20 protein-coding genes and 2 tRNA genes are annotated in these 26037 nt (G+C 66.5%); 13 read left to right on the top strand and 9 right to left on the bottom strand.

Features of this window, described 5'->3' with window-relative positions; translation table 11 throughout:
- Position 1: 1 nt before the first annotated feature.
- Together WFK98_RS04270 and WFK98_RS04275 are read right to left on the bottom strand one after the other, a co-directional pair.
- Positions 2 to 271, bottom strand: a complete 270-nt coding sequence (locus tag WFK98_RS04270; RefSeq protein ID WP_266339895.1) for a helix-turn-helix domain-containing protein — start codon at positions 269 to 271, stop codon at positions 2 to 4.
- Positions 272 to 528: 257 nt separating this feature from the next.
- Positions 529 to 966, bottom strand: coding sequence for a YqaA family protein (locus WFK98_RS04275; protein ID WP_266339896.1), 438 nt, complete (start codon positions 964 to 966; stop codon positions 529 to 531).
- Between the two features lie 449 nt (positions 967 to 1415).
- Between WFK98_RS04275 and WFK98_RS04280 the strand changes: the two genes are divergently transcribed.
- Positions 1416 to 2057, top strand: coding sequence for an outer membrane protein (locus tag WFK98_RS04280; protein ID WP_266339897.1), 642 nt, complete (start codon positions 1416 to 1418; stop codon positions 2055 to 2057).
- A gap of 139 nt (positions 2058 to 2196) precedes the next feature.
- Here the strand turns inward: WFK98_RS04280 and WFK98_RS04285 are convergent, their stop codons facing one another.
- Both WFK98_RS04285 and WFK98_RS04290 read right to left on the bottom strand, forming a co-directional pair.
- A complete protein-coding gene (locus WFK98_RS04285; protein WP_336799377.1) occupies positions 2197 to 2562 on the bottom strand; it encodes a GCG_CRPN prefix-to-repeats domain-containing protein in 366 nt (121 codons plus the stop codon).
- A gap of 359 nt (positions 2563 to 2921) precedes the next feature.
- A tRNA-Pro gene (locus WFK98_RS04290) sits at positions 2922 to 2998 on the bottom strand.
- 183 nt (positions 2999 to 3181) lie between these two features.
- Here WFK98_RS04290 and WFK98_RS04295 point away from each other — a divergent pair.
- A tRNA-Gln gene (locus tag WFK98_RS04295) sits at positions 3182 to 3256 on the top strand.
- A 1087-nt stretch (positions 3257 to 4343) separates the two neighbouring features.
- On the opposite strand, the gene WFK98_RS04300 is transcribed toward WFK98_RS04295, so the two are convergent.
- A complete protein-coding gene (locus tag WFK98_RS04300; protein ID WP_336799378.1) occupies positions 4344 to 5231 on the bottom strand; it encodes a helix-turn-helix transcriptional regulator in 888 nt (295 codons plus the stop codon).
- A gap of 216 nt (positions 5232 to 5447) precedes the next feature.
- Here WFK98_RS04300 and WFK98_RS04305 point away from each other — a divergent pair, with 216 nt between their 5' ends.
- The 4 genes from WFK98_RS04305 to WFK98_RS04320 all read left to right on the top strand — a co-directional run bounded on the left by WFK98_RS04305 (position 5448) and on the right by WFK98_RS04320 (position 8972).
- On the top strand, positions 5448 to 6230 hold the full coding sequence (locus WFK98_RS04305; protein ID WP_266339900.1) for an ABC transporter substrate-binding protein: 783 nt from the start codon (positions 5448 to 5450) through the stop codon (positions 6228 to 6230).
- Positions 6231 to 6300: 70 nt separating this feature from the next.
- Positions 6301 to 6969, top strand: a complete 669-nt coding sequence (locus WFK98_RS04310; protein WP_266339901.1) for an amino acid ABC transporter permease — start codon at positions 6301 to 6303, stop codon at positions 6967 to 6969.
- Between the two features lie 29 nt (positions 6970 to 6998).
- A complete protein-coding gene (locus tag WFK98_RS04315; RefSeq protein WP_277614314.1) occupies positions 6999 to 7766 on the top strand; it encodes an amino acid ABC transporter ATP-binding protein in 768 nt (255 codons plus the stop codon).
- A 33-nt stretch (positions 7767 to 7799) separates the two neighbouring features.
- Positions 7800 to 8972: a pyridoxal phosphate-dependent aminotransferase gene (locus WFK98_RS04320; protein WP_336799379.1), complete on the top strand. Its 1173-nt coding sequence runs from the start codon at positions 7800 to 7802 to the stop codon at positions 8970 to 8972.
- A gap of 37 nt (positions 8973 to 9009) precedes the next feature.
- On the opposite strand, the gene WFK98_RS04325 is transcribed toward WFK98_RS04320, so the two are convergent.
- A complete protein-coding gene (locus WFK98_RS04325) occupies positions 9010 to 10446 on the bottom strand; it encodes an aminotransferase-like domain-containing protein (protein ID WP_442907364.1) in 1437 nt (478 codons plus the stop codon).
- Between the two features lie 88 nt (positions 10447 to 10534).
- Here WFK98_RS04325 and WFK98_RS04330 point away from each other — a divergent pair, with 88 nt between their 5' ends.
- Positions 10535 to 11398 carry a DMT family transporter gene (locus tag WFK98_RS04330; protein WP_336799381.1) on the top strand — a complete coding sequence of 288 codons (864 nt, stop codon included), beginning with the start codon at positions 10535 to 10537 and terminating at the stop codon, positions 11396 to 11398.
- A gap of 264 nt (positions 11399 to 11662) precedes the next feature.
- Positions 11663 to 12595 carry a ring-cleaving dioxygenase gene (locus WFK98_RS04335; protein ID WP_336799382.1) on the top strand — a complete coding sequence of 311 codons (933 nt, stop codon included), beginning with the start codon at positions 11663 to 11665 and terminating at the stop codon, positions 12593 to 12595.
- Positions 12596 to 14128: 1533 nt separating this feature from the next.
- On the opposite strand, the gene WFK98_RS04340 is transcribed toward WFK98_RS04335, so the two are convergent.
- Positions 14129 to 15007 (bottom strand): glycosyltransferase family 9 protein, encoded by an 879-nt coding sequence (locus tag WFK98_RS04340; RefSeq protein WP_336799383.1) that lies wholly within the window; start codon positions 15005 to 15007, stop codon positions 14129 to 14131.
- A gap of 443 nt (positions 15008 to 15450) precedes the next feature.
- Between WFK98_RS04340 and WFK98_RS04345 the strand changes: the two genes are divergently transcribed.
- A complete protein-coding gene (locus WFK98_RS04345; protein WP_336799384.1) occupies positions 15451 to 16752 on the top strand; it encodes a glycosyltransferase family 9 protein in 1302 nt (433 codons plus the stop codon).
- Between the two features lie 117 nt (positions 16753 to 16869).
- On the opposite strand, the gene WFK98_RS04350 is transcribed toward WFK98_RS04345, so the two are convergent.
- Together WFK98_RS04350 and WFK98_RS04355 are read right to left on the bottom strand one after the other, a co-directional pair.
- On the bottom strand, positions 16870 to 18222 hold the full coding sequence (locus WFK98_RS04350) for an MFS transporter (RefSeq protein WP_266339909.1): 1353 nt from the start codon (positions 18220 to 18222) through the stop codon (positions 16870 to 16872).
- A gap of 351 nt (positions 18223 to 18573) precedes the next feature.
- Positions 18574 to 18816 (bottom strand): hypothetical protein, encoded by a 243-nt coding sequence (locus WFK98_RS04355; RefSeq protein WP_266339910.1) that lies wholly within the window; start codon positions 18814 to 18816, stop codon positions 18574 to 18576.
- A 616-nt stretch (positions 18817 to 19432) separates the two neighbouring features.
- Between WFK98_RS04355 and WFK98_RS04360 the strand changes: the two genes are divergently transcribed.
- From WFK98_RS04360 to WFK98_RS04375, 4 genes are all read left to right on the top strand, one after another.
- The gene (locus WFK98_RS04360) at positions 19433 to 23041 is read left to right on the top strand and encodes an autotransporter domain-containing protein (protein ID WP_336799385.1); all 3609 of its coding nucleotides are present in this window, start codon (positions 19433 to 19435) and stop codon (positions 23039 to 23041) included.
- A 304-nt stretch (positions 23042 to 23345) separates the two neighbouring features.
- Complete coding sequence (locus WFK98_RS04365; protein ID WP_266339912.1) at positions 23346 to 23888, top strand: invasion associated locus B family protein; 543 nt, start codon at positions 23346 to 23348, stop codon at positions 23886 to 23888.
- Positions 23889 to 23975: 87 nt separating this feature from the next.
- Positions 23976 to 24596, top strand: coding sequence for an invasion associated locus B family protein (locus WFK98_RS04370; protein ID WP_336799386.1), 621 nt, complete (start codon positions 23976 to 23978; stop codon positions 24594 to 24596).
- Between the two features lie 135 nt (positions 24597 to 24731).
- On the top strand, positions 24732 to 26036 hold the full coding sequence (locus tag WFK98_RS04375) for a hypothetical protein (RefSeq protein ID WP_336799387.1): 1305 nt from the start codon (positions 24732 to 24734) through the stop codon (positions 26034 to 26036).
- Position 26037: the final 1 nt, after the last annotated feature.

A 26037-nucleotide genomic window follows, 5' to 3' on the forward strand; every position in this document is an offset into this window, starting at 1 on the left:
CTTAGCCGCCGAGCTGGAATTCGTCGATCTGGAGCACGGCGGCGATGGCGGCGCGTTCGTGCGGGAGCAGGTCGCTGCCCCGCTCGGCCAGCATGATGATGATGAGGTCGACGCCGGATTGCTCGGCAAGCTCGGCCCGGGTCAGGCCGACGTCCTGACGGATCGCTGTAAGCGGCGACCTCGCCTTTGCTGCCGTGGCGACGACGCCCTCCGGCGGAAAGGAAGATGCGCCGGAAAGGCCGGTGAAGCGGGGGAAAGCGTGAGTGGGCATGGGACACCTCCTGTTTCCCAATGCGCTCGCGGCCGCTTCGATCCCTCGGCAAGGGCGGGAACCGCTCGGGCGAGATCCGGCGAGACGTTCGCGGCGCCGCTCACGCGCCATGGCAGCGCCGGTTCAGGTGGAACCCGGTTCAGTTTGAATATGACCCGACTCCGATCGGTCGATCGCTCGCGGAGTCCGTGGTGGAGCTCCATCTCTGGGCTCTCGGCCGGATAGGCGATATCGAGGCGAGCCGCGCGGCCCGCGGCCTAGCCCGCCCAGTTCATCGCGATCGCCGCCAGCACCAGATAGCGCCCGATCTTGGCGATCGCGACGAGCAGCAGGAAGACCGGCATCGGCTCGCGCAGGACGCCAGCCACGACGGTCAGCGGATCGCCGATGACGGGCGCCCAGCTCAGGAGCAGCGACCACTTGCCATAGCGCCGATACCAGCGTTCGGCGCGGGCGAGGCCATCGGGACCGACGGGGAACCAGCGCCGGTCCTGGAAATGGACGATGCCGCGGCCGAGATACCAGTTGATCACCGAGCCGAGCACATTGCCGACGCTGGCGACGAGGATCAGCCAGAACGGCGAATAGCCGCCCAGGAGGAGCCCGACCAGGGCGGCTTCCGATTGCATCGGCAGGATGGTGGCGGCGGCGAGCGCGGCCAGGAACAGGCCGGCATAGATGGCGAGATCCGTCATGGGAAACGGACAATAGGGAAGCGGCGCGGCAGAGTCATCGCCGCCTCTCCGGCGTCCACGGTCCGCTTCGGCGCGTCCTTCCGCTGTAGCCGACCAATGTTGCCGCAGCGTAAGTATGGTTTACTTGCAATATATTCTTGACCATCGAAGCGCTCTCGGCCGGTCCATGGGCTGGGTCGGGAGGCAGGATGGCGTCACCGCCTGTAGAACGGTCAGGCCCTCATTCTTGCCGCAATTTGGTCCAAATTACCGCCGCTTTTCGCCATTTCTCGATCCGGATCCGAAGGTATCACGCGATTTTTTTGCGTTCAAACCATCCGAATTCAGCGATTTGCCGTCGAATTCCTTCGGGATCCGATTCATGCTGGAGCTGTGTCCTCCGCACAACAGTAATTCGGAGGAGCTGTGATATATGTGGCTTAACACTTTCCGAACTGGAGTTTCCCCCCGTGAACATCCTTCGTCTTTCCGTCCTCGCTTCCGCTTCGGTCCTGGCCCTCGGCGTCGTCGGCGCCCAGGCTGCTGACCTGACCTACGAGCCGGCTCCGGTCGCTGCTCCGGCTCCGGCTGCCTTCAACTGGACCGGCTTCTACCTCGGCGTCCATGCCGGCGCTGCCATCACCGATTTCGACTACAACGTCGACGGCATCGGCTTCAGCGACGACAACACCGGCTTCCTCGGTGGCGTCCAGGCTGGCTACAACTGGCAGTTCGACAACATCGTGATCGGCGCCCAGACCGACTTCTCCTACACCTCGGCGAAGGTCTCGGAAGACGGCTTCGAGAACAAGCTCGAGTGGCTCGGCAGCACCACCGCTCGCGTCGGCTATGCCTTCGACAACTTCCTCGTCTACGGCAAGGGCGGTGTCGCCTACGGCCAGTCGAAGATCAACGTCCTGGGCGCTGACGACTCGAAGTGGCACACCGGCTGGACCGCTGGCGTCGGCGCTGAATACGCCTTCACCCAGAACATCACCGGCCTGATCGAATACGACTATGTCGACCTCGGCTCGAAGGACTACTTCGACAACGCCGTCTCGGCCGACCTGACCTCGAACGTCATCAAGGCCGGCCTGAACTACAAGTTCTAATCGGCTTCGACGATCGGTTACGGAAAAGGCGGCCTTCGGGCCGCCTTTTTTGTTGGCCGGGCCATCCGCTCGCGGCGCGGCGTTCATGCCGCCATGCGTGCGGGCGCGCGCTTGTGGATATCATGCGGGCGCCTGGTCGTCAGCGGCCGTGGCCGCCTCCGCCCATGCCGCCGCCGCCCATGCCGCCTCCGCCTCCCATGCCGCCATGGCCCATGCTGCCGCCATAGCTTTCACCGCCGCCCCTCCAGGTGCCGTCCGGCGCGTAGCCCCAGCCATAGTCGTTCAGGTAATAATTGTTGTAGGGGGCGCGGTCGGTCGGGATCCAGTGGCAGTGGCCGTAGGCGTTGCGATAGCGGCCCTGTCCGCAGCCGTCGCGAACGAGGGTGAGGGCGGATGGGTCGCCGGAGCTGCCGGCGGGGCGAGGCATCGCGGCTGCGGACAGGCTGGCGGTTACGGCGAGAAGCGATACGGCTCCGATCGCGAGAAGTTCGACAGGTCTGGTCATGACTGGTCCTTCCGCCTCCCGTCTCCGGCCAAACGAAACGAGGGCGACAGGGTTGCCTCCGGCTCCGATCGAATCGCTCACGATTTCGCGACTGATTCCCGATCGGCGGCGCGGTTGCGGCGACGGGTTGGCTGGAAGGCGGAAGTGAGGGGGGCGGTCGCTGCGGATGTCGCGTGCGTGGATGCGGCAGGCGCGGCAATTCAGTCGCGCGGTGGCGGCGAGGGCTTGCACGTCGATCTGCGTTACTTGCCTCGCGAGGCGATGCGGGCAGTCGTTCGTCCAGAAATTCGGGAGGGGGGGGCGGAGCTGCTGCCGTGCAGGGCGCCGCGGGGTTTCTTCAATCGGGTGAAGAAGATCGATGGTCGGAGTGGCAGGATTTGAACCTGCGACCCCCTCGTCCCGAACGAGGTGCGCTACCAGGCTGCGCTACACTCCGTGACCGCCGATGAGCCGGGTTATAGACAGTGGATTCGCCAGCCGCAAGGGGGCTTGTGAAGGTGTCGCACGAGCCTGTGGATGACGGATGAAGAGGGCTGTTGATGACGGGGTGGCTCTCCCGTTGCGGGCACGCTCCCAACCGTCTATACGACGGTCGCGCGGTGTTTTCGGACCCGCCTGCTGGGGCGTCGCCAAGCGGTAAGGCAGCGGTTTTTGGTACCGCCATTCGGAGGTTCGAATCCTCCCGCCCCAGCCAGTCAGCCATTTATCGAATGAATGTCAGAGACTTGCTTGTCTCGTCGAGCGCGCCAAGCTGCCGAGGCAGTGTCTTTTGGTTTGAGATCGGCGTGCCGGTTGCACTTCAGGTGCACTGTCGCAAGCGGAACACCCAATCAGCTCTGACCGTTTCTGTTCGAGCGTAGGTATACGATATCCAGTGCGCAGTTGAAGTCAGGGCAAAAGAAGCCTTGTCGGCTAGAACGATCACAAGGCAATTGTTCCTCTTTCATCCATCCCAGGGAAACCACTACGGGGTATCGCCTGTATCGATGCTCGGCCCCATTTCTGGGCTTTGGGGTGGGGCGGACTGTAGCAGTGCCTGCTGATTTGCGGCATAGTCTGGATTTAACTTGAGTGGGGGGAGTTATGCCCGTTGAAGCCTTGGTGGCGTCTGCCATCGCTCTGTTGGCCGTCGTATTAACTTGTGTGCAGGTTTACATTGAACTGTCGGCTCGTAAGCGTCAGCGTGACAATGAACTGACTAGCTGGGGAATGCGTACAATTTCCGTGATGGCCGAGTTGGAATCGCAATGCGCTCCATTTGCGAAAGAGGTTAGGTTTGTTTCTGCAACAGCCGAGTCTCTCAGTCATCAGGCAAGTGCACTAGTCGATCAGGGACGCTTCTTCTTCCCAAATGTCTCGGTAGTCGGAGACCCGCGTGGCTACAGAGTCGACTTGTTGGACGAGGTGCTCAGAGCCTTCCACGTTGCAAGATATCTGGCGACGTATGGCGCTGCCGATGGGCATCTTCTGCGAGCTCACGTCTGGAGCGCGCGGACACGCTTTGTGAAATACTTGCAGCGTGAAATGAAAATGTCCCTTCGTAAAGTCGACCGCCGCCATCAGGGAGAGAGTATCCCGCCCAACCCCCTGGATTGGGGGCGCCCCGAGTTCGCCCCGACCTGGCTACAGAGTAGGGAAGCTGAGATTCAAGCCGCATCGACCAATGCGGCATCTTATCGTCAAAGGCCAATCAGATAATTTAGGGGGGCGATCGCAGGACACATCTCCGCCAACTGCTCTTTGATCCGCAATCCTGTCTCTAACCGCGACGAGCCGGCCGCCTACTGGCGCCGTGCCGCGCCCGCGTTGTTGCGCTGGTCGAGGAGCTTTACCAGCAGTTCGACGCGCGACGAGACTTCCAGCTTCTGGTAGGCGCGCTTGCGGTGGGTCTTGATCGTCTCGGTGCCGACCTGGAGCATCGTCGCGATTTCGCGCTCGCCGACGCCGGCCAGCAGCAGCCGCATCACTTCCATCTCGCGCGACGAGAGATTGTTGCTGCCGAGCTGCTTCAGCGCGGCGTGGATCGGGTCGTCGCGCGTCTGCAGGTGCAGCGTGCGGTTTTCCCAATGGCGCTGGCAGATCGCCATCAGCGAGGCCTGGATCGGCTCGATGGTGGAAAGATCCTGCGAGCTGAAGCCGCGATTGCCCGTGCGATAGAGCGCCACCTGCACCGTGTCGCGGTCGGAGACGCGCAGCGCGATGTCGAGTTCCTTCAGCCGCTTCGGCCAGCCCGCGGTCAGGTAGCCGATCTCCTCGCCCGTATCGATCTCCAGGATCTCGGTCGCCGTCGACGGCTTGTCGAGCACCGGGATCTGCGCCAGCGTCTCCATCAGGTAGAAGCCGCTCTGGATCTTGCGCCGGTGCAGCTGGAAGAACGGGCTGTGCTGGAAGGTGTGCTTGGCGTAGGCGTCGAGCACGTCGCTGCCGATCCGCTGCGGCGACGAGGTCGAACTGACCTCGATGAGCTGGTCGTCGTGATAGAGCGAGATCATGGCGAGGTCGAAGGAGATCAGCTCGCTCAACGTCTCGGTCAGGTGGCGATCGAAGTCCGGCTGCTGCGAGGCGAGGATCAGCCGCGCCAGGGCATCGTCCGACCGCCGCGCCGAAAGGGTGCTGCCCGTCGGCGGCGCCGCCAGCGGCGAAATCGGTTTGAGGTTGGACGAGGACATTCTTTCCACCTTGCCTTCACGCTCGGCCCCGCAGGGATTCAGCCGATCGGGAGGCCTTCGTCAATCGGAATCGCCGCGTCGGGTGCTCAGCCGGCGCGGGGGCGGGGCATGAACCGGCCTGCCCATGCGGCAGGTCCGTGTCCCCCCGGCGGAGGATATTTGTGCCCCAATCGGTCTGGTATTGAAGCCGCTCTGAAAATGAACCGGGAGGATTCAATGAACGCCAAGACCCTGCTCGCATCGGTATTCGTCATCGCCAGCGCCGGCATCGCCCAGGCCGCCGATCCGATCATCGTCGCGACGAACATCGCCAACGTCCCGTTCGAGTTCCAGGACGGCAGCGGCACGCTGATGGGCTTCGAAGTCGACATCATGCGCCTGGTCGGCGAGAAGCTCGGCCGCCCGGTCGAGTTCCAGGAAATCCCGTTCCAGAGCCTGTTCGCCGCCGTGCAGTCGAGCCGCTCGGATGTTGCCATCGGCTCGATCACCATCACGCCGAAACGGCTTGAGTCGGTCGCCTTCACCCAGCCCGTCTTCGACGCGGACCAGTGCCTGACCGTCGGCGCCAAGAGCGGCATCGAGGGCGTCGAGGGCATGTCCGGCAAGGCGCTCGCCGTCATCACCGGCACCACCGGCGAGATCTGGGCGACCGACAGCGAAGGCAAGCTCAAGTTCGGCTCGATCGCGCGCTACGAGGGCAACCAGGATCCGATGATGGACATCGCGACCGGCCGCATCGACGGCTTCGTCCATGATTGCCCGATCGACGCCTACTACATCAAGGACAAGCCGCAGTTCAAAATCGTCGCCACCATACCGACGAACGAGCAGTTCGGCCTGATGCTGCCGAAGAACAGCCCCTTGCTCGACGACGTCAACAAGGTCATCACCGAGCTCAAGGAAGGCGGCCAGATGGCCGAGCTGCATCAGAAGTGGTTCGGCATGGCGCCGGCCAAGGATTCCAGCACCGTGAAGGTCCTGCCGGTCCCGGCGCTCTGAACCCGTCCCCCATCCCAATGACGTCCGGCCTGCCCGATCGGCGGGCCGGACCCGTATCCGAGGGGGTCGCATGGACCTGATCACGACGTTCTTCAACATCGACGTGCTGCGGCAGGCGGCGCCGCTGCTCCTGCAGGGCTTCTGGCTGACCATCCTGCTCGGCCTCACCAGCCTCGTCATCTCGCTGTCGCTCGGCCTCTTCGTGGTGCTGATCCGGCTCTATGCGCCGAAGCCGGTCCGCTTTCTGGCGATCGCCTACATCGATCTCTTCCGCGCGCTGCCGCTGCTGGTCCTGCTGATCCTCGTCTATTACGCGCTGCCCTTCGTCGGCATCCGCCTTTCCTCGTTCTGGGCCGCGACCACGGCGCTGTCGCTGGTCGCTTCCGCCTACATGGCCGAGACGTTCCGCGCCGGGATCGAGGCGGTGCCGAAGGGCCAGTTCGAGGCAGCCCAGACGCTCGGCTTCAGCTGGCCGCGCATGATGGCCGACATCATCCTGCCGCAGGCGATGCGCCTCGTCGTGCCGCCGACCACCGGCGTGTCGATCGGCCTGATCAAGGACACCGCGCTCGCCTCGGTCGTCGCCATGCCCGACCTGCTCAAGCAGGCGACGCAGACCCAGGCCTTCTATGCCAATCCGTCGCCGCTCGTGGGCGCCGCCCTTCTGTACCTGATCCTGCTGCTGCCGCTGGTCCGTCTCGTCAGCGTCCTCGAAGCTCGCCAGAAGCGTTCGCGCTGATGGTCGTCCGCAATCCAGGAGCAAACGCCATGAGCCAGACCCCGGCCGCGATTTCGGGCACCGATCCCATCATCACGATGCGCAAGGTGGAGAAGCACTACCAGAACTTCCACGCGCTCCGGGACGTCAACCTCGACGTCCGCCGCGGCGAGGTCATCGCCATCATCGGGCCGTCCGGCTCGGGCAAGTCGACTCTGATCCGCTGCATCAACCGGCTGGAGACGATCTCGTCCGGCGAGATCGTCGTCGACGGCGCCCGGGTCGAGGCCGGCAAGAACCTCGCCCGCGTGCGGGCCGAGGTCGGCATGGTGTTCCAGCAGTTCAACCTGTTCCCGCATATGAGCGTGCTGCGCAACGTCGCGATCGCGCCGATCCGGGTGCGCGGCATCGCCAAAGCGGAAGCCGAGCAGCGGGCGCGGCAATTGCTCGAGCGCGTCGGCCTCGCCGCGCATGTCGACAAATATCCCGATCAGCTTTCCGGCGGCCAGCAGCAGCGCGTCGCCATCGCCCGCGCGCTCGCCATGGAGCCGCTGGTGCTGCTTTTCGACGAGCCGACCTCGGCGCTCGACCCGGAAATGGTCGGCGAGGTGCTCGACGTGATGCAGAGTCTGGCCGCCACCGGCGTCACCATGCTGGTGGTGACGCACGAAATGGGCTTCGCTCGTCGCGTGGCCGACCGAGTCGTTTTCATGGAGGCCGGCCAGATCATCGAGCAGGGCGCCCCGAATGACCTTTTCGACCATCCGCAAACCGACCGCGCCCGCGCTTTCCTCAGCGCGATCATGCACGGTGACTGAGCCTGACCGCCTCCCTTACGAAAGCTCCGCAAGATGATTGATACCGCCGTTGAAGCGCGGCCCGCCGTCCGCGCGCTCTCCAGCTCGCTGATCCGCGAGGTCGCCAACGCCGCGATGGGCAAGGCCGACGTGCTGCCCTTCTGGTTCGGCGAATCCGACCGGGCGACCGCGCAGTTCATCCGCGACGCGGCGGCGGCGTCGCTGGCCGGTGGCGAGACCTTCTATTCGCAGAACCTTGGCCGTCCCTATCTGCGCGAGGCGATCTCCGCCTACCTGACCGACCTGCACGGCCGCTCCATCCCGGTCGAGCGGATCGTCGCCACTGGTTCGGGCATGACCGGCCTGCAGATCGCCAACCAGCTCGTGCTGTCGCCCGGCGACCGCGTGGTGGTGGTGACGCCGCTCTGGCCCAACATCAGCGAGGTGCCGCTGATCCTCGGCGCCAAGGTCGACCGCGTGTCGCTCTCGGTCGAGAACGGTCGCTGGACGCTCGACGTCGACAAGCTGATCGCGGCGCTGACGCCCGATACGCGCATGGTCATCATCAACTCGCCGAACAACCCGACCGGCTGGATGATCGACGATGAAAGCATCGCGGCGATCCTCGCCCATTGCCGCAAGCACGGCATCTGGGTGCTGGCGGACGACGTCTATGAGCGGCTGGTCTATGACCCGGCGCCGCGTTCGGCCCCGTCCTTCCTGCGCCACTACCAGGAGGGCGACCGGATCATCTCGGTCAACTCCTTCTCCAAGGCCTGGTCGATGACCGGCTGGCGCGCCGGCTGGGTGGTCCTGCCCGAGACGCTCGCCCGCGATGCGACCAAGCTCGTCGAGTATAATTTCTCCTGCATCTTCGAGCCGACGCAGCGCGCCGCCGCCACCGCCATCCAGCATGGCGAGGAGGAAGTGGCACGGATGCGCGCGCAGATGGTGAGCACGCGCGAATTCCTCGTTGACGGGCTGCGCAAGCTGAACCGCGTCAGCGTCCCCGACGCCGGCGGCGCGATGTACGCCTTCCTGAAGATCGAGGGCTACGACGACTCGCTGGAGCTGGCGCAGCGCCTGGTGCGCGAGACCGGCCTCGGCCTCGCGCCCGGCCGCGCGTTCGGCCCGGAAGGCGAGGGCTGGCTGCGCTGGTGCCACGCCACCTCCGAGGCAAAGCTCGCCGAAGGCCTCGGCCGCCTGAGCGACTTCCTGCGCAAATAAGCCTGCCGCAGTAGCCCTATCGATTGAAAGCCGGCCCTCAGGGCCGGCTTTCTGCTTTCGAGGCCTCCCGGATCGCCGCCTTGAGCACGGTGAAGACGCGCTCGTCCTGGCACTGGGAGACGTTGAAGCGCAGGAAATCGCCGGCGGTCTGGGCGACGCTGAAGGCATTGCCCGGCGCCAGCACGATCTTCTGCGACAGCGCCGCGCGGGCGACGGCCGAGGCCTCGATGCCGTCGGGCAGCCGGCACCACAGGAACATGCCGGCCTGCGGCTCGATCCACGGCACAAGGCCGAGATCGCGCAGCTTGGCGCCGACCTCCAGCCGGGTGCGCGAAAGCCGCAGGCGCAGCGCTTCGAGATGCTTGCGATAGCCGCCGTCGCGCAGCACGGCGAGCGTCACCTCGGCGTTGAGGCGGCCGGCGCCGAAGGTGGTGGCGATCTTCAGATCGACCAGCCCGTCGATCCAGTCGGGGCGGGCGGCGATGAAGCCGCAGCGCGCCGAGGCGGAGAGCGTCTTGGAGAAGCTGCCGATCTGGACGACGCGCTGCAATCCGTCGAAGGCGGCGAGCCGCGGCGCCGGCTGGCCCTCGAAATCGGCGAAGATGTCGTCCTCGACGATGGTGAGCGCGAACTGGTCGGCGAGCTTCAGCACGCGATGCGCGGTGACGGGCGAGAGCGTCGCGCCTGTCGGATTGTGGATCGCCGAATTGGTGATGTAGAGCCGCGGCCGCCGCTCGGCGCAGACGCGCGCGAAGGCGTCGAGGTCGGGGCCGTTCGGCGTATAGGGGACGCTGACCATCGTGACGCGATGGGCCCGCAGCAGGGCCTGGAAATTGAAATAGCAGGGGTCGTCGACCAGCACGACATCGCCGGGCTCAACTAGGAAGCGGCAGATCAGGTCGATGCTCTGCGTGCCCGATTCCGTCAGCAGGATCTGGTCGGGCGACGCCTCGACGCCCTTTTCCGACAGGCGCCGGCCGATCAGCTGGCGCAGCGGCGCGAGGCCGAGCGGCGTGCCGTAATCGGAAAGCGCGGCGCTGTCGGCGCGGGCGAGGCCGCGCAGCGCCCGGCGCAAGCCTTCTTCCGGAAACCAGGCGGGCGGCAGCCAGCCGCAGCCGGGCTTCAGGTCGTCGTCGCCGGCGTCGAGCGACTGGCGCGACACCCAGAGCGGGTCGATGGCGCGATCGAGCTTCGGGCCGATTTCCGACAGCGCCAGCGGCGCCGTCTGGCTGGCGACATAGAAGCCGGAGCCGGGCCGCGACTGGATCGCGCCCTCGGCGACGAGGCGCTCATAGGCATCCGCCACCGTCGAGGTCGAGACCTGCTGGCTCCGCGCCAGCGCGCGGATCGAGGGCAGCCTGGCGCCCGCGATCAGGCTGCGATTGGCGATGCGCTGCCGGATCACGGTCATCACGCGCGCCGTAAGCAGGCCGCCGCCGGGCTCAAGGCTCATCTGTATTGCTCCATGCACCATGACAGTTTGTCCAAACTGTATCGCTCTGTCTCTGGCTCGCAAGGCCCTTTGCGCGCATGGAGGCGGCTCGAAACTCGGAAGGTGCGACATGGACAAGGCGACGGGCGGCTGGATCAGCGGATTTATCGGCGTGCTCATCTTCAGCGGCTCGCTGCCGGCGACACGCATGGCCGTGCTGCAGTTCGATCCGATCTTCCTGACCGTGGCGCGGGCGACCATCGCCGGCATGCTGGCGCTCGCGCTGCTGCTGATGATGAAGCAGAAGCGCCCGAGCGGCCGCGATCTCGCCGCCCTCGCGGTCGTGGCCGGCGGCGTCGTGCTCGGCTTCCCGCTGCTGACGGCGCTGGCGCTGCAGCACGTCACCTCGGCGCATTCGATCGTCTTCATCGGCCTGCTGCCGCTCGCGACCGCGATCTTCGGCGTGCTGCGCGGCGGCGAGCGGCCGCGCCCCGCCTTCTGGATCTTCTCCGGTCTCGGCAGCGCCGCCGTCGCCGGCTTCGCCCTGTCGCAGGGGCTGACGGCCTCGCCGACCGGCGACCTGTTGATGCTGGCGGCGGTCCTCGTCTGCGGCCTCGGCTATGCCGAAGGGGCGAGGCTGTCGCGCACGCTCGGCGGCTGGCAGGTGATCTCCTGGGCGCTGGTGCTGTCGCTCCCCGTCATGCTCGTGGTGGCGCTCTATTGCCGGCCGCCGAGCTTTGACGGCATCGCCGCGCCGGCCTGGCTCGGCCTCGGCTATGTGTCGCTGTTCAGCATGCTGATCGGCTTCGTCTTCTGGTATCGCGGCCTGGCGCTGGGCGGCATCGCCGCCGTCGGCCAGCTGCAATTGCTGCAGCCGATCTTCGGCCTGGCGCTCGCCGCCTGGCTGCTGGGCGAGCCGGTCAGCTGGACCATGCTGGTCGTGACGCTCGCGGTCATCGCCTGCGTCGCCGGCGCAAGGCGGTTCGCCCGCTGAGAAGACCCTCACCCCAACCCTCTCCCGCGCGCGGGAGAGGGGGGAGAACCAGCCAGGCTCGACTTCCCCGCGGCGCCGACCGAAAAGCCCTCGCCCGCTGGCGGGAGAGGGGGGGGTGAGGGCCTTTCTTCCCCTGCCGACACCCCGCAGGAAACCCGGCGACAGATCGTTCACCGAAGCCCGCGTGGCGGGGCAGGGGCGGCTCGCCTACATTCGCTCTCGAAACGAGCGCGCCTTTCGCGCTCCAAAGAACGGGAGACCCTCATGTCGAACGGCATCCACCACGTCACCACGATCTCCGGCCCGGCCCGCCGCAACCTTGAATTCTACACCGGGGTGCTCGGCCTGCGCCTGGTCAAGAAGACCGTCAATTTCGACGACCCGCGCACCTATCACTTCTATTATGGCGACGAGTTCGGCCATCCCGGCACGATCCTGACCTTCTTCCCCTGGGAGCGGGCTCCGGCCGGCCAGGTCGGCGCCGGCGAGACCTTCGAGACGGCGTTCCGCGTGCCGGCCGCCTCGATTGGCTTCTGGGCGCAGCGCCTGCTCGAGAAGGGCGTCGAGCACGAGACGCCGGCGCGCCGTTTCGATGAGCCGGTCCTTGTCTTCCGCGATCCGGACGGCGTCCGCCTGTCGCTGGTCGGCGTCGCCGGTGCGGAAGCGGAGCCGGGCTGGAGCGGCAGCGCCGAGGTGCCGGCCGAGTTCGCCATCCGCGGCTTCCATTCGGTGACGCTGCTCGTGAACGACGCGCAGCCGACCGGGGCGATCCTCGGCGACGTGTTCGGCTTCGCCGAGGCGGGCAGCGAGGCGCAGACGCTGCGTTATAGGGTCGAGGGCGCGACGGCGGGCGGCATCGTCGACCTCCGGGTCGTCGGCGGCTTTCCGCGCGGCAATCTCGGCGTCGGCACCGTGCATCACGTCGCCTTCCGCGCGGCGGACGACGCGGCGCAGGCCGAGATGGTGCGCAAGCTCGCCGAAAACCACGGCCTGCGCACGACGGCGCAGAAGAACCGGGACTATTTCCGCTCGGTCTATTTCCGCGAGCCGAACGGCGTGCTGTTCGAGATCGCGACCGACGTCCCGGGCTTCGCCGTCGATGAGCCGCAGGCAAGCCTCGGCCAGGCGCTGAAGCTGCCGGCCTTCCTCGAGCCGCGCCGCTCGGAACTCGAAGCCGTCCTGCCGCAATTGGCCTGAGCGAAGCCGACGGCAAAAAGAAAGAAGACGCCCGCGCGGAGCGATCCGCGCGGGCCTTTGTTTTCGGCAACGTCCGAGGCTGGCGTCAGCTAGGCTTCCGGCGATGGCGGCGGCAGGCCTATCGCGGCGCGCGTCCTTTGCCATGCCTCGCGATCGGAAGCCGACGGGGCGCGCATCAGGGCGAGTCTGGCGAAGAGCGCGTCGGCCGTGGCGTGGACATTGTTCGCTGCGGCGCCGTGGGCGAGCCGCTCTACCGCGTCGGCCATGTCCAGGCCGACCACGGCCAGCGCGAAGACGCCGAGATCGCCCGCCTTGGCGTCGCTGCACCGGAACAGGATCTGTTGCGCGGCCGTGGTCGCGCGCTCGGCCGTGGCGAAGGGCAGGAGATAGCAGAGGTCGTCGAATTCGAGCGGCCCCCGAATGATCTCGAGCGTGCGGGGCGTCTCCAGCAATTCCCGGGTCGCCTCGATGTCGTAGCGCAGGGTCCAGGCCAGAATCGCGGCGGCCACGCCGGGCGGCGTGCGGCTCTCCTCGAAGGCCTCGCGATAGACTCTCGGGAAGCCGCCGCGCGCCGCGCCCAGTTGCAGCGACCGAAACGCAGCTCCGCGAAAACCGGTCCAATCCTGTCCGGCGCGATACGCCCTGGCCTTCTGGAGATGCCACTCGGCCTCCATCACGCCTTCGTCGTCAAGCTTCTGGAGCGGCCGGAGTTCGCCGTGGCTCTGGTAGAGATAATCGACGGCGGCGACTGCGGTCGCGATGTCGACGGGCGAGGCCGTGTATGTCTCGTCGCCGCTCCACGGACGGCCGGATACGAGGGCGGCGAAGGCGGACCGCAGCGACCCGTCCTCCTTCCATTTGACCTCGATGCCATGATCGACATTGAGATAGCGGATGTCGGCGTTGGCGCTGGCTACCTGTTGCGCATCGCGGACATGCAGCGTGTCGCGGATGGAATGCGTGGGCAGGTAGATCCGGAACCGCGTGGGCCCTTCGCTTCGGTTGAGCGCGTCGACGAGATCCGGAAGCTCCGCATTGTCGGGCAGTTGCCGAAGGACCTGCGCCCGCGAAACCGGAGCGTCCAGACGAAAATGCGGCGTTATGGCAACCGAGCAGTCAAGAATAGGGTCCTGGTTCAGGCCGAGGCGGACGGATGCATATCCGCCCATGGAGAAGCCCCAGGAGACGATCCGCCGCGCGGCTGAACGTGCGGCGAGCGTCCGGACATGCTCGACAATCGCCGCCCAGTCGGTGATGAAGAAGTCCGTCGAGCGCGACTGGAAAATCACGTAGTTGCAGTCGACCGGCGCGAGGAGGCTGCGATAGACGGGGCGCTCGGCATCCAGTTCGCCGGGGCCGAAGACTACGAGCAATGGCTTGCCCGATTGCAGCAGGCGCTCGCGCGCAAGCGTGTTCGTACCGACATCGAGGGTGCTCTCCGGCGTCGTCGCGGCAGCGGCCGGAGGACGGAGAATGCCGGAAAGCGACGACCGCAGGCTGGTGAATATCGTCAAGCTAGGCTCCGCGGTTCGCTCAGCTCGCCAGTCGCCTTTGCCCGCTCCCGGACTGGCCCAGTCTGGCGGAGGCGGCCTCCCAGACAAAGTCCAGCGGCAGGTCCATGCAGCGGTGATCGAACAGGCATTGCTCCATCCGGGTTGCATGGCAGGGCGCGCAGGGGACGTCGTTGCGGAGAATGCCGACATCGGGGCCGTCCGGCGCCCAGACCTGAGGGTCGGCATGGCCGGAGAACAGCACGAGGGCGGCGGAACCGGTGGACGAGGCGATATGCGCCAATCCGGTGTCGAGCCCGATGAAGAGCGCGCTGTCGGAGATCGCCGCCGTAACCTCCGGCAGCGTCATCTCGCCGGCGCGGTTGACGACGGAGGCGGCCGGCAGCCCGTGGGCGATGGCATCGCAGGTCTCTCTGTCGCCGGCGTCACCGACCAGGACGATGGCGAAGTCCGCCGCGATGAGGCGGTGGCACAGCGCGATCCAGCGATCGGTCCGCCACATCTTGATCGGGGATCGCGCGCTCGGGGCGATCGCGATGGTCTGCCGGGCTTGTCTGCGTTTGGCCGCCAGGGTCGGGCGATCGGTGCGAGCGGCGGGGACCTGGATGCTCTGGATCGCGGCCTCGACGAGCAGGGAGAGGCGTGCGCGGTTGCTTATTCCCTGCTTGCCGCGGCGGCGGGCGCTCTTCTCGAGCTCGGGAAGCTCGACGTCGAGCTGCAGCGTGGAGTGCCGCGAGGCATATCCCACCCGGTAGCGGGCCTGGACAGCGTCCAGCAGGTGGCGGGTGTCGCCGTCATGGCGGAGGTCGATTGCGACGTCGAAAGGGGATTGCCGGATCGCGCCGAGATCCGACGGTTCCAGCAGCGCCGGATTGTCGCTCCGCGGAGGCGGTATGCCCACCACGCGATCCACAACCTTGAGTGAGCAAACAAATTCGACCAGGCTGCTCGGAGCAGAGCAGAGTAATGTCCGCGTTGTTCCAGGACGATCGAAGTCTACGAAGGGCGGGAATGGCCGTTACGAAGTCGCCAAGGTGATCGATCTTAATAATCAGGACAGAAAAACTTCCGTCCGCCTCGCCGGCCACGTTTTTTGGGAAATCGAGCGTCGGATTGTCATGCGCGGGCCAGATTGCCTCCATGGCTCGCTGAAGTATGGTCTTTAGTCGTGCCATGGCCGAAATTTGCTGCGCGAACGCCGTTGTCCCGTCAATCGGCTATCATTTTCACGCCTTATGAATAATATGTCTAGCGGCAAGTTAGATTTCGTAGCGGAAGCCCCTTCGACATCGAGATTGCCGTTCGTTAGTTTCCGTTACGCGATGGTCCAAGGGCTATAGCCAAGTGAAAACAGTATTAGCCGAGTTCCGCCGGTTCTCCCGCCGCTTCTCGGCCGCCCAGCAGGCGCGGCGCATCGCCAAGGATATCCATCGGTTGCGGCAGAGCGCCGGGCCGGACGCTCCACTTAGGGTTGCAGTCAGGGTGACGGGCGGCATCGGCGATCATATCGTCGCGGCCCGCTTCCTCCGCGACCTGATCGCCGCGGTCGGCCCGCTCGCCCTGGACATCTATTCGCCCAAGCGCGAGATCGCGGCCTGGATCTTCCGGTCCCTCGATGCGCCCGTGGCGTGTTTCCACGAGAGGATCCTCTGGGATCGCCTTCGGCCGAGCTACGCCGTGGCCTTCTATGTCACGCAGTTCGCGGTCGTCTATACCGAGACGGTCGACTGGATGTACCTGTCCGAACGTGCGCCGAAACTGCGCGACGTCGCTGTCAGGCTCGAGGAATTCCGTCCGAGCATCGAGGCCTGCATCCAGCATCATCCCCGGCTGGATGGCCATCTGGGCCGGATCGCGAGCTTCATGGGCTACGGCAGGCGCAATTTCCTGCAGGGCATGGCGAACATCCCCTATGGCGGCGATGCGCTGCCGATCGAGACCGACCCCGGCGCGCTCGAGAAGTTCGGCCTGGCCGGTCGGGCCTATGTCACGATCCATAACGGCTTCGACGCCGAGTTCGACAAGGCGGCGCCGACTTCCACGAAGGTCTATGCCCGGTTCGACGACGTCGTCGCGCGGTTGAAGAGGCTCTATCCCGATCTTCTCGTCGTCCAGGTCGGAACGGTGACCAGCAAGGCCATCGCTTCCGCCGACCTCAACCTGATCGGGGCGACCACGATTCGGGAACTCGCGGCCATCATCCAGCATGCGCATCTGAACATCGACAACGAGTCCGGCATCGTCCATCTGGCCAGCTGTTTCGATGTCCGGTCCTGCGTCGTGTTCGGGCCGACTTCTGTCGACTACTACGCCTATCCGCAGAACATCAATCTGCGGCCGCCGGTCTGCGGCGATTGCTGGTGGGTGAACGAAAACTGGATGAATCGATGCGCGAAGGGGCACGAGCAGGCGCCCTGCATGTCCCTGCGATCGCCGGATTCGGTCGTCGCCGCGCTCAGCGAGGAGCTCGCCGCCTGGCATGAGGCGGAGGCGGGCCACGAGACCTTTGACGAACTGCCCGTGCAGGATCGGGGCAGGGGCGCCGGATACGGCTTTCCGCCCGGCAGGGAGATCGTCGACGGCGCAGTTCGCGTCTTGATGGGGTTGGGGCCGGTCTGGCTGACCTTCGGCCAGTTGATCGCCTGATCACCGGGACGCCGTCCGTCTCGAGGTTTTCGGGCGATCGCGATCCTCGGAATAGAAAGAGGCCCGCGCGGAGCGATCCGCGCGGGCCTCTGTTTTGGACGGCGTCCGAGGCAGGCATCAGCTGTTGATGTCGACGTCCTTGGTTTCCTTGCCGAGGATGAGCGCGATCAGCGTCAGCACGCCCATCGCCGACAGATAGACGCCGACCCAGAACGGGCTGCCGGCGCCGTAGCTCCACAGCGCCACCGCGATGAACGGCGCCACGGCGGCGCCGAGGATCGACGAGACGTTGTAGGAAATGCCCGAGCCAGTGTAGCGCACATTGGCGGGGAAGAGTTCCGGCAGCAGCGCGCCCATCGGGCCGAAGGTCATGCCCATCAGCGTGAAGCCAAGGATCAGCCAGGCCATCACGCCGACCGTGCCGAGCGACAGGATCGGCACCCAGAGCAGGCCGAACAGGATGATGCCGAGGGTGACCCAGATCAGCGTCTTGCGGCGGCCCCAGCGATCGGCCCAGGGGCCGGAGGCGAGCGTGAAGATGCCGAAGAATACGACGCCGACGATCATCATCAGCACGAAGGTGCGATAGTCGAAGCCGAGGCCCGGCAGCGGCGCGGCGACGCCGGCGCGGCCATAGCTGAGCGAGAAGGTCGTCATCAGGTAGAAGAGCACATAGGTCGCCAGCATGTAGAAGGTGCCGAGGATCAGCTCCTTCCAGTGCAGCTTGAAGGCGGCGGCGAGCGGCACTTTCTGGACCTTGCCGGTCTCGACCGTCTTCTCGAACGCCTTGCTCTCGACGAGGTTCAGCCGGACCCAGAGGCCGACGATGACCATCACGGCCGAGAACAGGAACGGAATGCGCCAGCCCCAATTCAGGAAGGCGGTCGACGGGCGCGACGGATCGTCGGACGGAAGCAGCGCCGCGATCGTCAGGAACAGGCCATTGGCGATGATGAAGCCGAGCGGCGCGCCGAGCTGCGGGAAGGTGCCGAAGATGGCGCGCTTTCCGGGCGGTGCGTTCTCGGTCGCGACCAGCGCCGCGCCGCTCCACTCGCCGCCGAGCGCGAAGCCCTGGGCGAGGCGCAGCAGCACCAGCAGGGCGGGGGCGAGCCAGCCGACCGAGTCATAGGTCGGCAGCGCGCCGATCAGGAAGGTGGCGATGCCCATGGTCAGCAGCGCGCCGACCAGCGTGATCTTTCGGCCGCGCTTGTCGCCGAGATGGCCGAAGAAGATGGCGCCGAGCGGACGGGCCACCATCGCCGCGCCGAACACGGCGAAGGAGGCGAGCAGCGCCGTCGTCTCGTTGCCGGTCGGGAAGAACAGGTGCGGGAACACCAGCACCGCCGCCGTCGCATAGACGTAGAAATCGTAGAATTCGATGGTCGTGCCGACGAGGCTGGCCAGGATGACGCGCGAACGCGAATTGGCCGGCGCGGCATTCCTGGCTGTCGCAGCGAGGGTCGATGACATTGAGAAATGTGCTCCACGGGGACGCGGCAGCAGCGGCGACCCGTGTGCTTCGACCGATCAGGCTCGCGATGGCAGGCTTAAAGGTCGCGGTCGCGGCGAAAGGCGCCGTGTGCTTTGCGTCAGGATGATGGCAGCTCGTATAGCCGAGCTTGCGCCGGATTGCACCCCAAGAATCGCGATGAATCGCGGCGAAGCGCGGCTTTCGACGATGCGGCGCAGCATTGGCGGCGCATGGGCGCAGTTGTGCGGCGGTTCGGGCAAGACGACGCGCGAAGCGCTCTTCGCGCGCCGAAGTGGTGCCGGGCTCGACCGCCCGTTCTGCGCGCGCCGGATGGTCCGGCGCGGGCGCGCTTACTTGTCGGCCATCCGCTTCAGGCGGTCGAGCACTTCGGCAACGACGAGGTTCGGCGGCGGCTGGCGGGTGCCGGCCTTGAAATTGCTCGGCACGTTGAGCCGTTCCTTGACCGCTTCGATGTCGACGTCCTTGGCGCCCGGGATCGAGGCGACGAAGGCCATGATCGCGGTCATGCCGGCATCGATGTTGCGCATGGCGTGATTGATCTCGTCGATCAGAGCCTTGGTGTTGGTGTCCATTCCGCCGTTCTCCTTGAATAGGCGCGGCTTGATCCCATGAAACGCTGGAGCTGTCGACTCCCGCCCTGTCCGGAGGGGAGGGGCGAAGCGCCCGATGGCGTGCGCTGCTGATTCGCCGGCGCTCGCCGGCCGGAATCCTGTGTCCCATGGGCAACAGGCCGCATGATTCTTGTGCAAAGACGGTCGCCGGCCTGATTAACGATTGGGCATTGCGTGCCGTTAAGTAATTCGTATCCCTTATAAATCATCAATATGACAAAAGGTTCAAAATCCGAACTATTCCTGCCGGTGGGACAGACGGGGTCGGGACCGACCTCATGGTTAACCGCAGGGGACTCCCCCAGGTTGCGAAAGACAACCTCTGAGTTGCGCCGTCTGGACAAGCCGGCGGCTTTCCATCTCGTATCTCAGCCATGAGATCGGATTTTCCTCCGCGGCCTGGGCATGTCGTGGCGGTGGTCCGGCGGCTGGCCGGCACGCGGGCGAGGACCCGTGTCGCGGCGCGTGATGCGGGGGAGTGGCAGGTATGCCGATCGAGAATTCTGCAGTTCAGGCCGGCGGGGCTGCGCCGGCGAGGCGGCTGAGGCGGCTTCGGGCCACCACAAGCCTGGCGACGTTGAGCCTGGCCGTCTTCGGCGTTCCGGCGGTCGGGGTGCTGCTGCCGACGAGCGCCATGGCGGCGAACGAGTGCGGCTCTGTCGTGAACGGCACCAATGGCAGTGGCGACATCGTCAGCTGCGGCAACCAGACCGCCCAGAATTCGGGCATCACCTATAGCCAGAACGGCAGCCAGACGGATGCCTTCACGCTGGTGCTGAACGGCACGCAGGTGCAGCAGGGCGTCAAGATCACCAATAGCAGCAACGCCGGCGGCACGGTCGAATTCCAGACCAACGCCGTGCCGAGCGCGCCGCCCGTCTCGATCACCAACGGCAAGAGCTTCAACGGCGACGCGGCGGTCGACATCAACACGGCCGGCACCAATGCCGCCGTCACGATCCTGCACAATTCCGGCTCGATCACCGGCGGCGGCGGCACGCTCGGTTTCCATGACGGCATCCAGGTCCGCACCTCGGGTTCGAACGCACCGATCAGTGTCTCGACCGGGCAGGGCACCTCCGTGTCCGCCACGACGGGCTCCGGCATCAAGCTGCGGGCGACCGGCGGCGCCGGCATCATGGTCAATGCCGACGGCTCGGTCACCAGCACCTACTCGGCATTGGGCGTTCCGCTCGGCTATGGCATCGACGCGCGCGCCAGCGGCGGCAACGGCAATGTCATCGTCAACGTGACGGAAAACGGTTCCGTATCCGGCACGCTCGGCGGCATCCGCGGCGATGCGGCCGGCACGGGCAACGTCACGATCACCACGGCCGAGGGGCGCACCGTCACGGCGACCTCGGCCCTTCTCGGCACCGCCATCCGCGGCGAGACGGTGAACGGCAATGTCGACATCGAGACCGGCGACGGCTCGATCACGTCCGGCGGCCTCGCCGGCATTTCGGGTGAAGCGACGGGCACGGGCAGCGTCTTCATCGAGACCGGTCGCGGCAGCGCCGCGAACTCGTCGGCGATCGGCACGGCCATCAGCGGGCAGTCGAAGACCGGCACGGTCGAGATCGATGTCGGCCGCGAGGCCACGGTCTCGGGCGGCCTGTACGGCGTCAGGGCGAGCGCGAGCGGGGCGGGCATCGTCGACATCTCGACCGGGCGCGACAGCTCGGTCTCGGCGCTCGGCACGGCGGTGCACGGCGATTCCAATGGCGGCGCCGTCGACATCGACATCGGCCGCGGTTCCGCGGTCTCCGCCGGGCTGTTCGGCGTCGTCGGCACGTCGACCGGCTCGGGTTCCGTCGACATCACGACCCATCGCGGCAGCACGATCGAGGCGACCGGCCCGCTCGGCGTCGGCATCGCGGCGACGGTGACCAACGGCACGGCCACGGTCGAGACCCGTGGCGACATCACGGACGGCCTGACGGGCATCGTCGCGAGCGCGCTCGGCAGCGGCAATGTCGACGTGACCGTCCATCGCCAGTCGGACATCACGACGGACCTGACCGGCGTCGCCGCCAGCTCGCTCGGCTCCGGCACCATCTCGGTCAGCGTCGCCGGCGACATCACCACCACGGCCGCGCTGGGCACGGGCATCTCCGCCACGTCGCTTGGCGGCACCGGCAACATCAATGTCGATACCTGGCGCAGCAGCGAGATCAACACGGCCGGCGACGGCATCTCGGCCCTGATCACCAATGCCGGCAGCGCCGGGACGACGGCGATCGTGGCGCGCGGCGACATCGAGACGACCGGCGCCAACAGTGCCGGCATCCGCGCGACAAGCAATGGCACCGGCGAGGTTCGTGTCTCCACCACCCGTTCGGCCGATATCACCGGCGCCGGCAACGGCGTCGTGGCGACGGGCCTCAAGATCAGCCTCTACAATGATGGCGACATCAGCACCGGCCAGACCGAATATCTGGTCCGCGCCGGCGCCGGCAATGCCGAACTCTGGAACGACTACAACGGCGATATCAACACGGGCGGCCTGACCAGCAAGCTGGTGATCGACAATACCGGCGGCACGGGCAGCCTGACGATCTACAACAGCGGCCAGATCTACGGCACGCTCGCGCTCAACGACGCCAACAACGCGTTCCACAACTCCAGCTTCGAGAGCTGGCACACGAGCGGCCTCAACACCTTTGGCTCGGGCGACAACCTCCTTGAGAACACCGGCGCTATCGTCGCGGGCGAGGATGGCGACACGACGTTCGATTTCGGCGGCGGCGTCGATGTCTTCACCAATACCGGGCTGTTCTTCTCGCAGGGCCTGACGACGACGCCGGGGCTGGAGACCTTCATCGCCACGGGCGGCGGCATCGTCATGCAGTACCCGAACAGCCTGGCCAATGATGTCGTCGACATGTCGTCAGCCGACTACAACAACACCGGCACGGCCTGGCTCTATGTTGATGCCGAAGTCGGCCCGGCGGGGTCCGTCAGCGACACGCTAAAGATCGGCTCGATCTCTGGCGGCGGCGTCACCTATGTCGGCGTCAATGACCTCTATACGGGTCCCGGCATCTACAACCCGACCGGCATCGGCGTCGTCGACGTCCTGAATCCCGGTTCGGCCAATGCCGGCGACTTCGTGCTCGCCGGCGGCCCGATCTCCAAGGGTCTCTGGAACTATGACATGTTCCTGGACAGTGACGGCGACACGGCCTGCGGCGGCAATGATTGCTTCGTGCTCGCCAGCTACGCCAATGCCAGCGCCTACAACCTCTCCGAGTTCGGCGGCATCGCCCAGGGCATCTGGAACACGACTTCGGACAGCTGGATCGACCGCGCCGGCGACCTGCGCACCAGCGCGCAGCAGAGCACGACCGATCCGACCAAGAAGTCGGGCCTGTGGGGCCGCCTGATCGGCAATGGCGCCGACCGCAGCACGGAGACCACCATCACCCCGTTCGCCGACCAGTCGGTGAAGATCGGCACCGGCTACAACCAGACGCTCTGGGGCTTCCAGGCCGGCTTCGACCATGAGTTCGAGGGTACGGTGGCCGATGGCGTTCTGGTCGCCGGCGTGCTCGGCGGCTACGTGACGAGCAAGGCCAATTTCGACAATGGCGACAGCGTCAGGTTCTCCGGCCCGCAGGTCGGCGTCTATGCGAGCTGGGTCAAGGGCGGCCTTTATGTCGACGGCCTGGTCAAGGGCGACTTCCTGAACGCCGATTATAATGTCGCGGGCGTCGATGCCGGGACCGACGCCACCACCATCGGCGTCCGCGTCGAGTCGGGCTATCGCTTCATGACCTCTACCGGCATGTTCATCGAGCCGAACGCCAGCCTCGCCTATGCCAATACGAAGATCGACGACGTCAACCTGTCCGGCACGCAGGTCAATTTCGACAATGGCGACGGCCTCGAGGGCAAGCTCGGCGCCCGCTTCGGCGGCACGGTGCTGAAGGACGGGGTCAAGTACGATCCCTACCTCAGCGTCGGCATCGTCGGCGATCTGCTCAGCGACCACTCCGTCTTCCTCGACAGCGGACCGGGCCTCGTCGTCGACGACAATGCGCCGGACGTGTTCGGCGAGGTCGGCGCGGGCATCAACATCTTCTCCTCCAAGAGCGGATGGACGGGCTTCGCCAAGGCGGATCTCCGCTTCGGCGACGACTATGTCGGCGGCACCGGCAAGATCGGCGCCAACTGGGCCTGGTGACGGCCCGCAAGATCGTGATGCCGCCGGCCCTCGGGCCGGCGGTTCTCGTTTGGGGGGAAGGAGGCGGACCGTGGCATCGATGTCACCCACGCCGACAACAGGCCCCACTCGCCCCGCGAGCGGCCGGTTGTCTCATCTTCCGCTGGCATCTCGGCCGCGCTCGTCTATAGAGGGAACATTCGTCGCTCCTGCCGTGGCGGCATTCGCGAGGCGCCACATGGCGAAGCGCCACACGGTCAGACGCCGCCGGCCGACATGTCCGTGGCGGGGGCTCAAGGCGATGTTCAGGCTTTGGGGGATTGGAATGAACTACGAATTCGCGGGCCGGTTGCGCTCTTCGCTCGCCGCCATGGCGCTCCTTCTGGCGGCGCCGGCTCTCGCCGGGGCGCAGGAACAGGCCGGCGACGTGCCGGTGCTCGGCGCCAACAAGCAGGCGCCCGCTCCGAGCTGGCTCAGCACCTGCCAGGGGCCCGGCCGCGCCGCCGAGCTCGAATGCCAAATGGAACAGCGCGCCGTGATCTCCGGCTCCGGCCAGCTGATCGGCTCGATCACCATCCGCGTACCCTCGCAGACGCGCAAGCCGGTTCTGATGATCCGCGGGCCGCTCGGGCTTTCGCTCGCCGGCGGCGTCACGCTCGACGTCGACGGCGCCGCGCCGCTGTCGCTGCCGCTGCAGACCTGCGACGCCGGCGGCTGCTATGCCGGCGCGCCGGTATCCGATGAATTGCTGGCCGCGATGTTCAAGGGCCAGAAGCTCAATGTGACGTTCCAGAATCTCAACAAGGAACCGATCAAGCTGCCGATGTCGCTCGCGGGCTTCTCGGCCACCTACGGCAAGATCAAGTAGCCGGCCGATGGCCGGGGACTCTCGGGTTCCCGGCCCGGCGAACGGAACATTCTGGCGGATGGTCGACGGGCGGAGGGGCGCCAGGCGATGCGCGACGCTTATGATGACGAGGAACCGGGCGGACGCGGACTGCTCTGGATCATTTTTGCCGTTTTGGTGCTGGCGTCGATCGCCGCCGTCGCCTGGACCTGGCGCAGCGCCGGCTTCGACCGTCTGGCCGCCATGGCGGGCGCCGACCGGCTTTTGAGCTGGATCTCGCCGGCGTCCACATCGGGACAGGCGGTTGCTTCCACCGTCGATGCCGGCGAGCGCATCGGCGCGTGGCTCCTCGCCTGCGATGCCGCGGCCTGTTCGCTGACGCAGACCCTGCGCCAGTCCGACGTTTCCGACGTGTCCTGGCGGATTGAGCGCAACACCGCCGGCGACCTCGTCGGCATCTGGACGCTGCCGACTGGCGTGCTGGTCGGGCGCGGCATGCAGCTCGCGCTCGACGAAGGCAAGCCGAGCGTCGTTCCCTATGAATCCTGCGCGCCGGCCTCGTGCGAGGTGCGGGCGAAGCTCGGCGCCGATTTCATCGAGCTGATGCGGGCCGCCGGCAAGACGCGTTCGACGGTGACGCTGAAGGGGGGCGACACGCGGACCTATGATTTCGGCCATGACGGCCTCCAGGCCGGGCTGGCGCGGCTGGCATCGGCGAAGCCGCAATAGCGGATTGCGCAACGGAGGCGGGCCGCACGCAGAGGTTGACGTAGCGGCAAGCCGTGGGCAGCATGCGAGGCGGCGCGGGGGGGACGGACAGCACGGGATCGACGCGCCCCCATCGTGCGGCAGGCGCAGGTTCGGATGAACGGCAACCCGGTTTTCTCCTTTCGGGGACTGGTGCTCGCGGCGCTGGCCCTCATGCTCGCCACCGATGCGCTGGGAGGTCCGATCCGCTACGGGCTGCAGGCGCTCGGCCTTGTCGGGATCTCCTATGCGCCGTTCCTCGCCGTGGCCGCGCTGGTCGCCGCCTATGCCCTGACGGCGCTAGGCTCGCTGCGCCGTGACGCGGTCGCGCTGGCGATCTCCGCCCTTCCGGCCGTCTGGCTGTCCTATGCCCTGCTGCTCGGCCAGCCGCCGGCGCAGGTCGCCTTCGGCCTCTACACCTGGATGCCGGTCTTCCTCGGCATGGTGGTGGTCGCAACCGGGGCGACGGGGGGAGCGCTGCGCCTCGTCGCGCTCGTCTGGGGCGTCGCGGTGGCCGGCGTTCTCGCCAATCTGGCGTACCGCTTTCCCTGGGTCGGCGGAAGCTACGAGATCTTCGGCGTGCAGGCCGAATTCGCGCGTGAATGGCAGGCCTTCGGCGTCGACCGGCTTCCTGGCTTTTCGCGGGCGAGCTTCACGGCCGCCAACCAGATTGCGATCGGCGGCGCGCTGCTGCTGGCTGGCTCCATGCCTCCCGCGAGGAAGGTCGTGGTCTGGCTGGTGTCGGTCGTCGCGATCGGCCTGACGACGTCGAAGGCGCCGCTCGCCGTCATGTTCGCCGCGCCGCTCTGCCTGCTTCTCCATGACCGGCTGCCGGGCCGCTCGCGCTTCCGCTTCAGCCAATCCGTTATCGGTTGCCTGCTGGCGGTTGCGATCGGCCTTCCGGTCGCCGCGCGGCTTGGCCTTCGTTTCGGCGAAGGCGGCAATCTCGCTTTCCTTTCATTAGGCTCGGTCGTCGCGCGCATGGAGGAGATGTGGCCGCGCGCCTATGCCTTGCTCGATCCCGTCTGGCCGCGCCTCCTGCTCGGCGTCGGCTTTGGTGGCATCGGCGCGGGCCAGGCCTATTTCGATCCGGCCCGCTTCAGCCCGGGCGACAATCTCTTCGTCTTTCTTGTCGCGACCTTCGGCGTCGGCGCGCTTGTGTTCGTCGCCGCATTCTGGCGTGGCAATGCCACGCTCTTCGAGGCGGCGCCGCCGCGGCACCGGCTGTTTTTCCTGCTCGCCATGCTGGTCTTGATCCTCGGTACGATGGCGAATGTCGTCGAGTCGGCTCTCTCCGGCTTCCTGCTCGGCCTGATCGCCGGCAAGGCGCTGGATCCGCGGGCGGCGGCAGGCGAGTCCGTCCTATCGCCGTCGCTCCGCCGGCCCGGCGGCCCGGCGCTCGTTGCCCCCGTCCGGATTTGAA

Origin of the sequence: Kaistia sp. MMO-174 (genome assembly GCF_037147815.1) — a bacterium.
Taxonomy (GTDB): Bacteria; Pseudomonadota; Alphaproteobacteria; order Rhizobiales; family Kaistiaceae; genus Kaistia; species Kaistia nematophila.

Bases quoted from the DNA above. Each gene is read 5' to 3' on its own strand.
- WFK98_RS04270 (WP_266339895.1), bottom strand. From the start codon at position 271: ATGCCCACTCACGCTTTCCCCCGCTTCACCGGCCTTTCCGGCGCATCT.
- WFK98_RS04275 (WP_266339896.1), bottom strand. From the start codon at position 966: ATGACGGATCTCGCCATCTATGCCGGCCTGTTCCTGGCCGCGCTCGCC.
- WFK98_RS04285 (WP_336799377.1), bottom strand. From the start codon at position 2,562: ATGACCAGACCTGTCGAACTTCTCGCGATCGGAGCCGTATCGCTTCTC.
- WFK98_RS04300 (WP_336799378.1), bottom strand. From the start codon at position 5,231: ATGTCCTCGTCCAACCTCAAACCGATTTCGCCGCTGGCGGCGCCGCCG.
- WFK98_RS04305 (WP_266339900.1), top strand. From the start codon at position 5,448: ATGAACGCCAAGACCCTGCTCGCATCGGTATTCGTCATCGCCAGCGCC.
- WFK98_RS04310 (WP_266339901.1), top strand. From the start codon at position 6,301: ATGGACCTGATCACGACGTTCTTCAACATCGACGTGCTGCGGCAGGCG.
- WFK98_RS04315 (WP_277614314.1), top strand. From the start codon at position 6,999: ATGAGCCAGACCCCGGCCGCGATTTCGGGCACCGATCCCATCATCACG.
- WFK98_RS04320 (WP_336799379.1), top strand. From the start codon at position 7,800: ATGATTGATACCGCCGTTGAAGCGCGGCCCGCCGTCCGCGCGCTCTCC.
- WFK98_RS04325 (WP_442907364.1), bottom strand. From the start codon at position 10,446: ATGGTGCATGGAGCAATACAGATGAGCCTTGAGCCCGGCGGCGGCCTG.
- WFK98_RS04330 (WP_336799381.1), top strand. From the start codon at position 10,535: ATGGACAAGGCGACGGGCGGCTGGATCAGCGGATTTATCGGCGTGCTC.
- WFK98_RS04335 (WP_336799382.1), top strand. From the start codon at position 11,663: ATGTCGAACGGCATCCACCACGTCACCACGATCTCCGGCCCGGCCCGC.
- WFK98_RS04350 (WP_266339909.1), bottom strand. From the start codon at position 18,222: ATGTCATCGACCCTCGCTGCGACAGCCAGGAATGCCGCGCCGGCCAAT.
- WFK98_RS04355 (WP_266339910.1), bottom strand. From the start codon at position 18,816: ATGGACACCAACACCAAGGCTCTGATCGACGAGATCAATCACGCCATG.
- WFK98_RS04365 (WP_266339912.1), top strand. From the start codon at position 23,346: ATGAACTACGAATTCGCGGGCCGGTTGCGCTCTTCGCTCGCCGCCATG.
- WFK98_RS04370 (WP_336799386.1), top strand. From the start codon at position 23,976: ATGCGCGACGCTTATGATGACGAGGAACCGGGCGGACGCGGACTGCTC.
- WFK98_RS04375 (WP_336799387.1), top strand. From the start codon at position 24,732: ATGAACGGCAACCCGGTTTTCTCCTTTCGGGGACTGGTGCTCGCGGCG.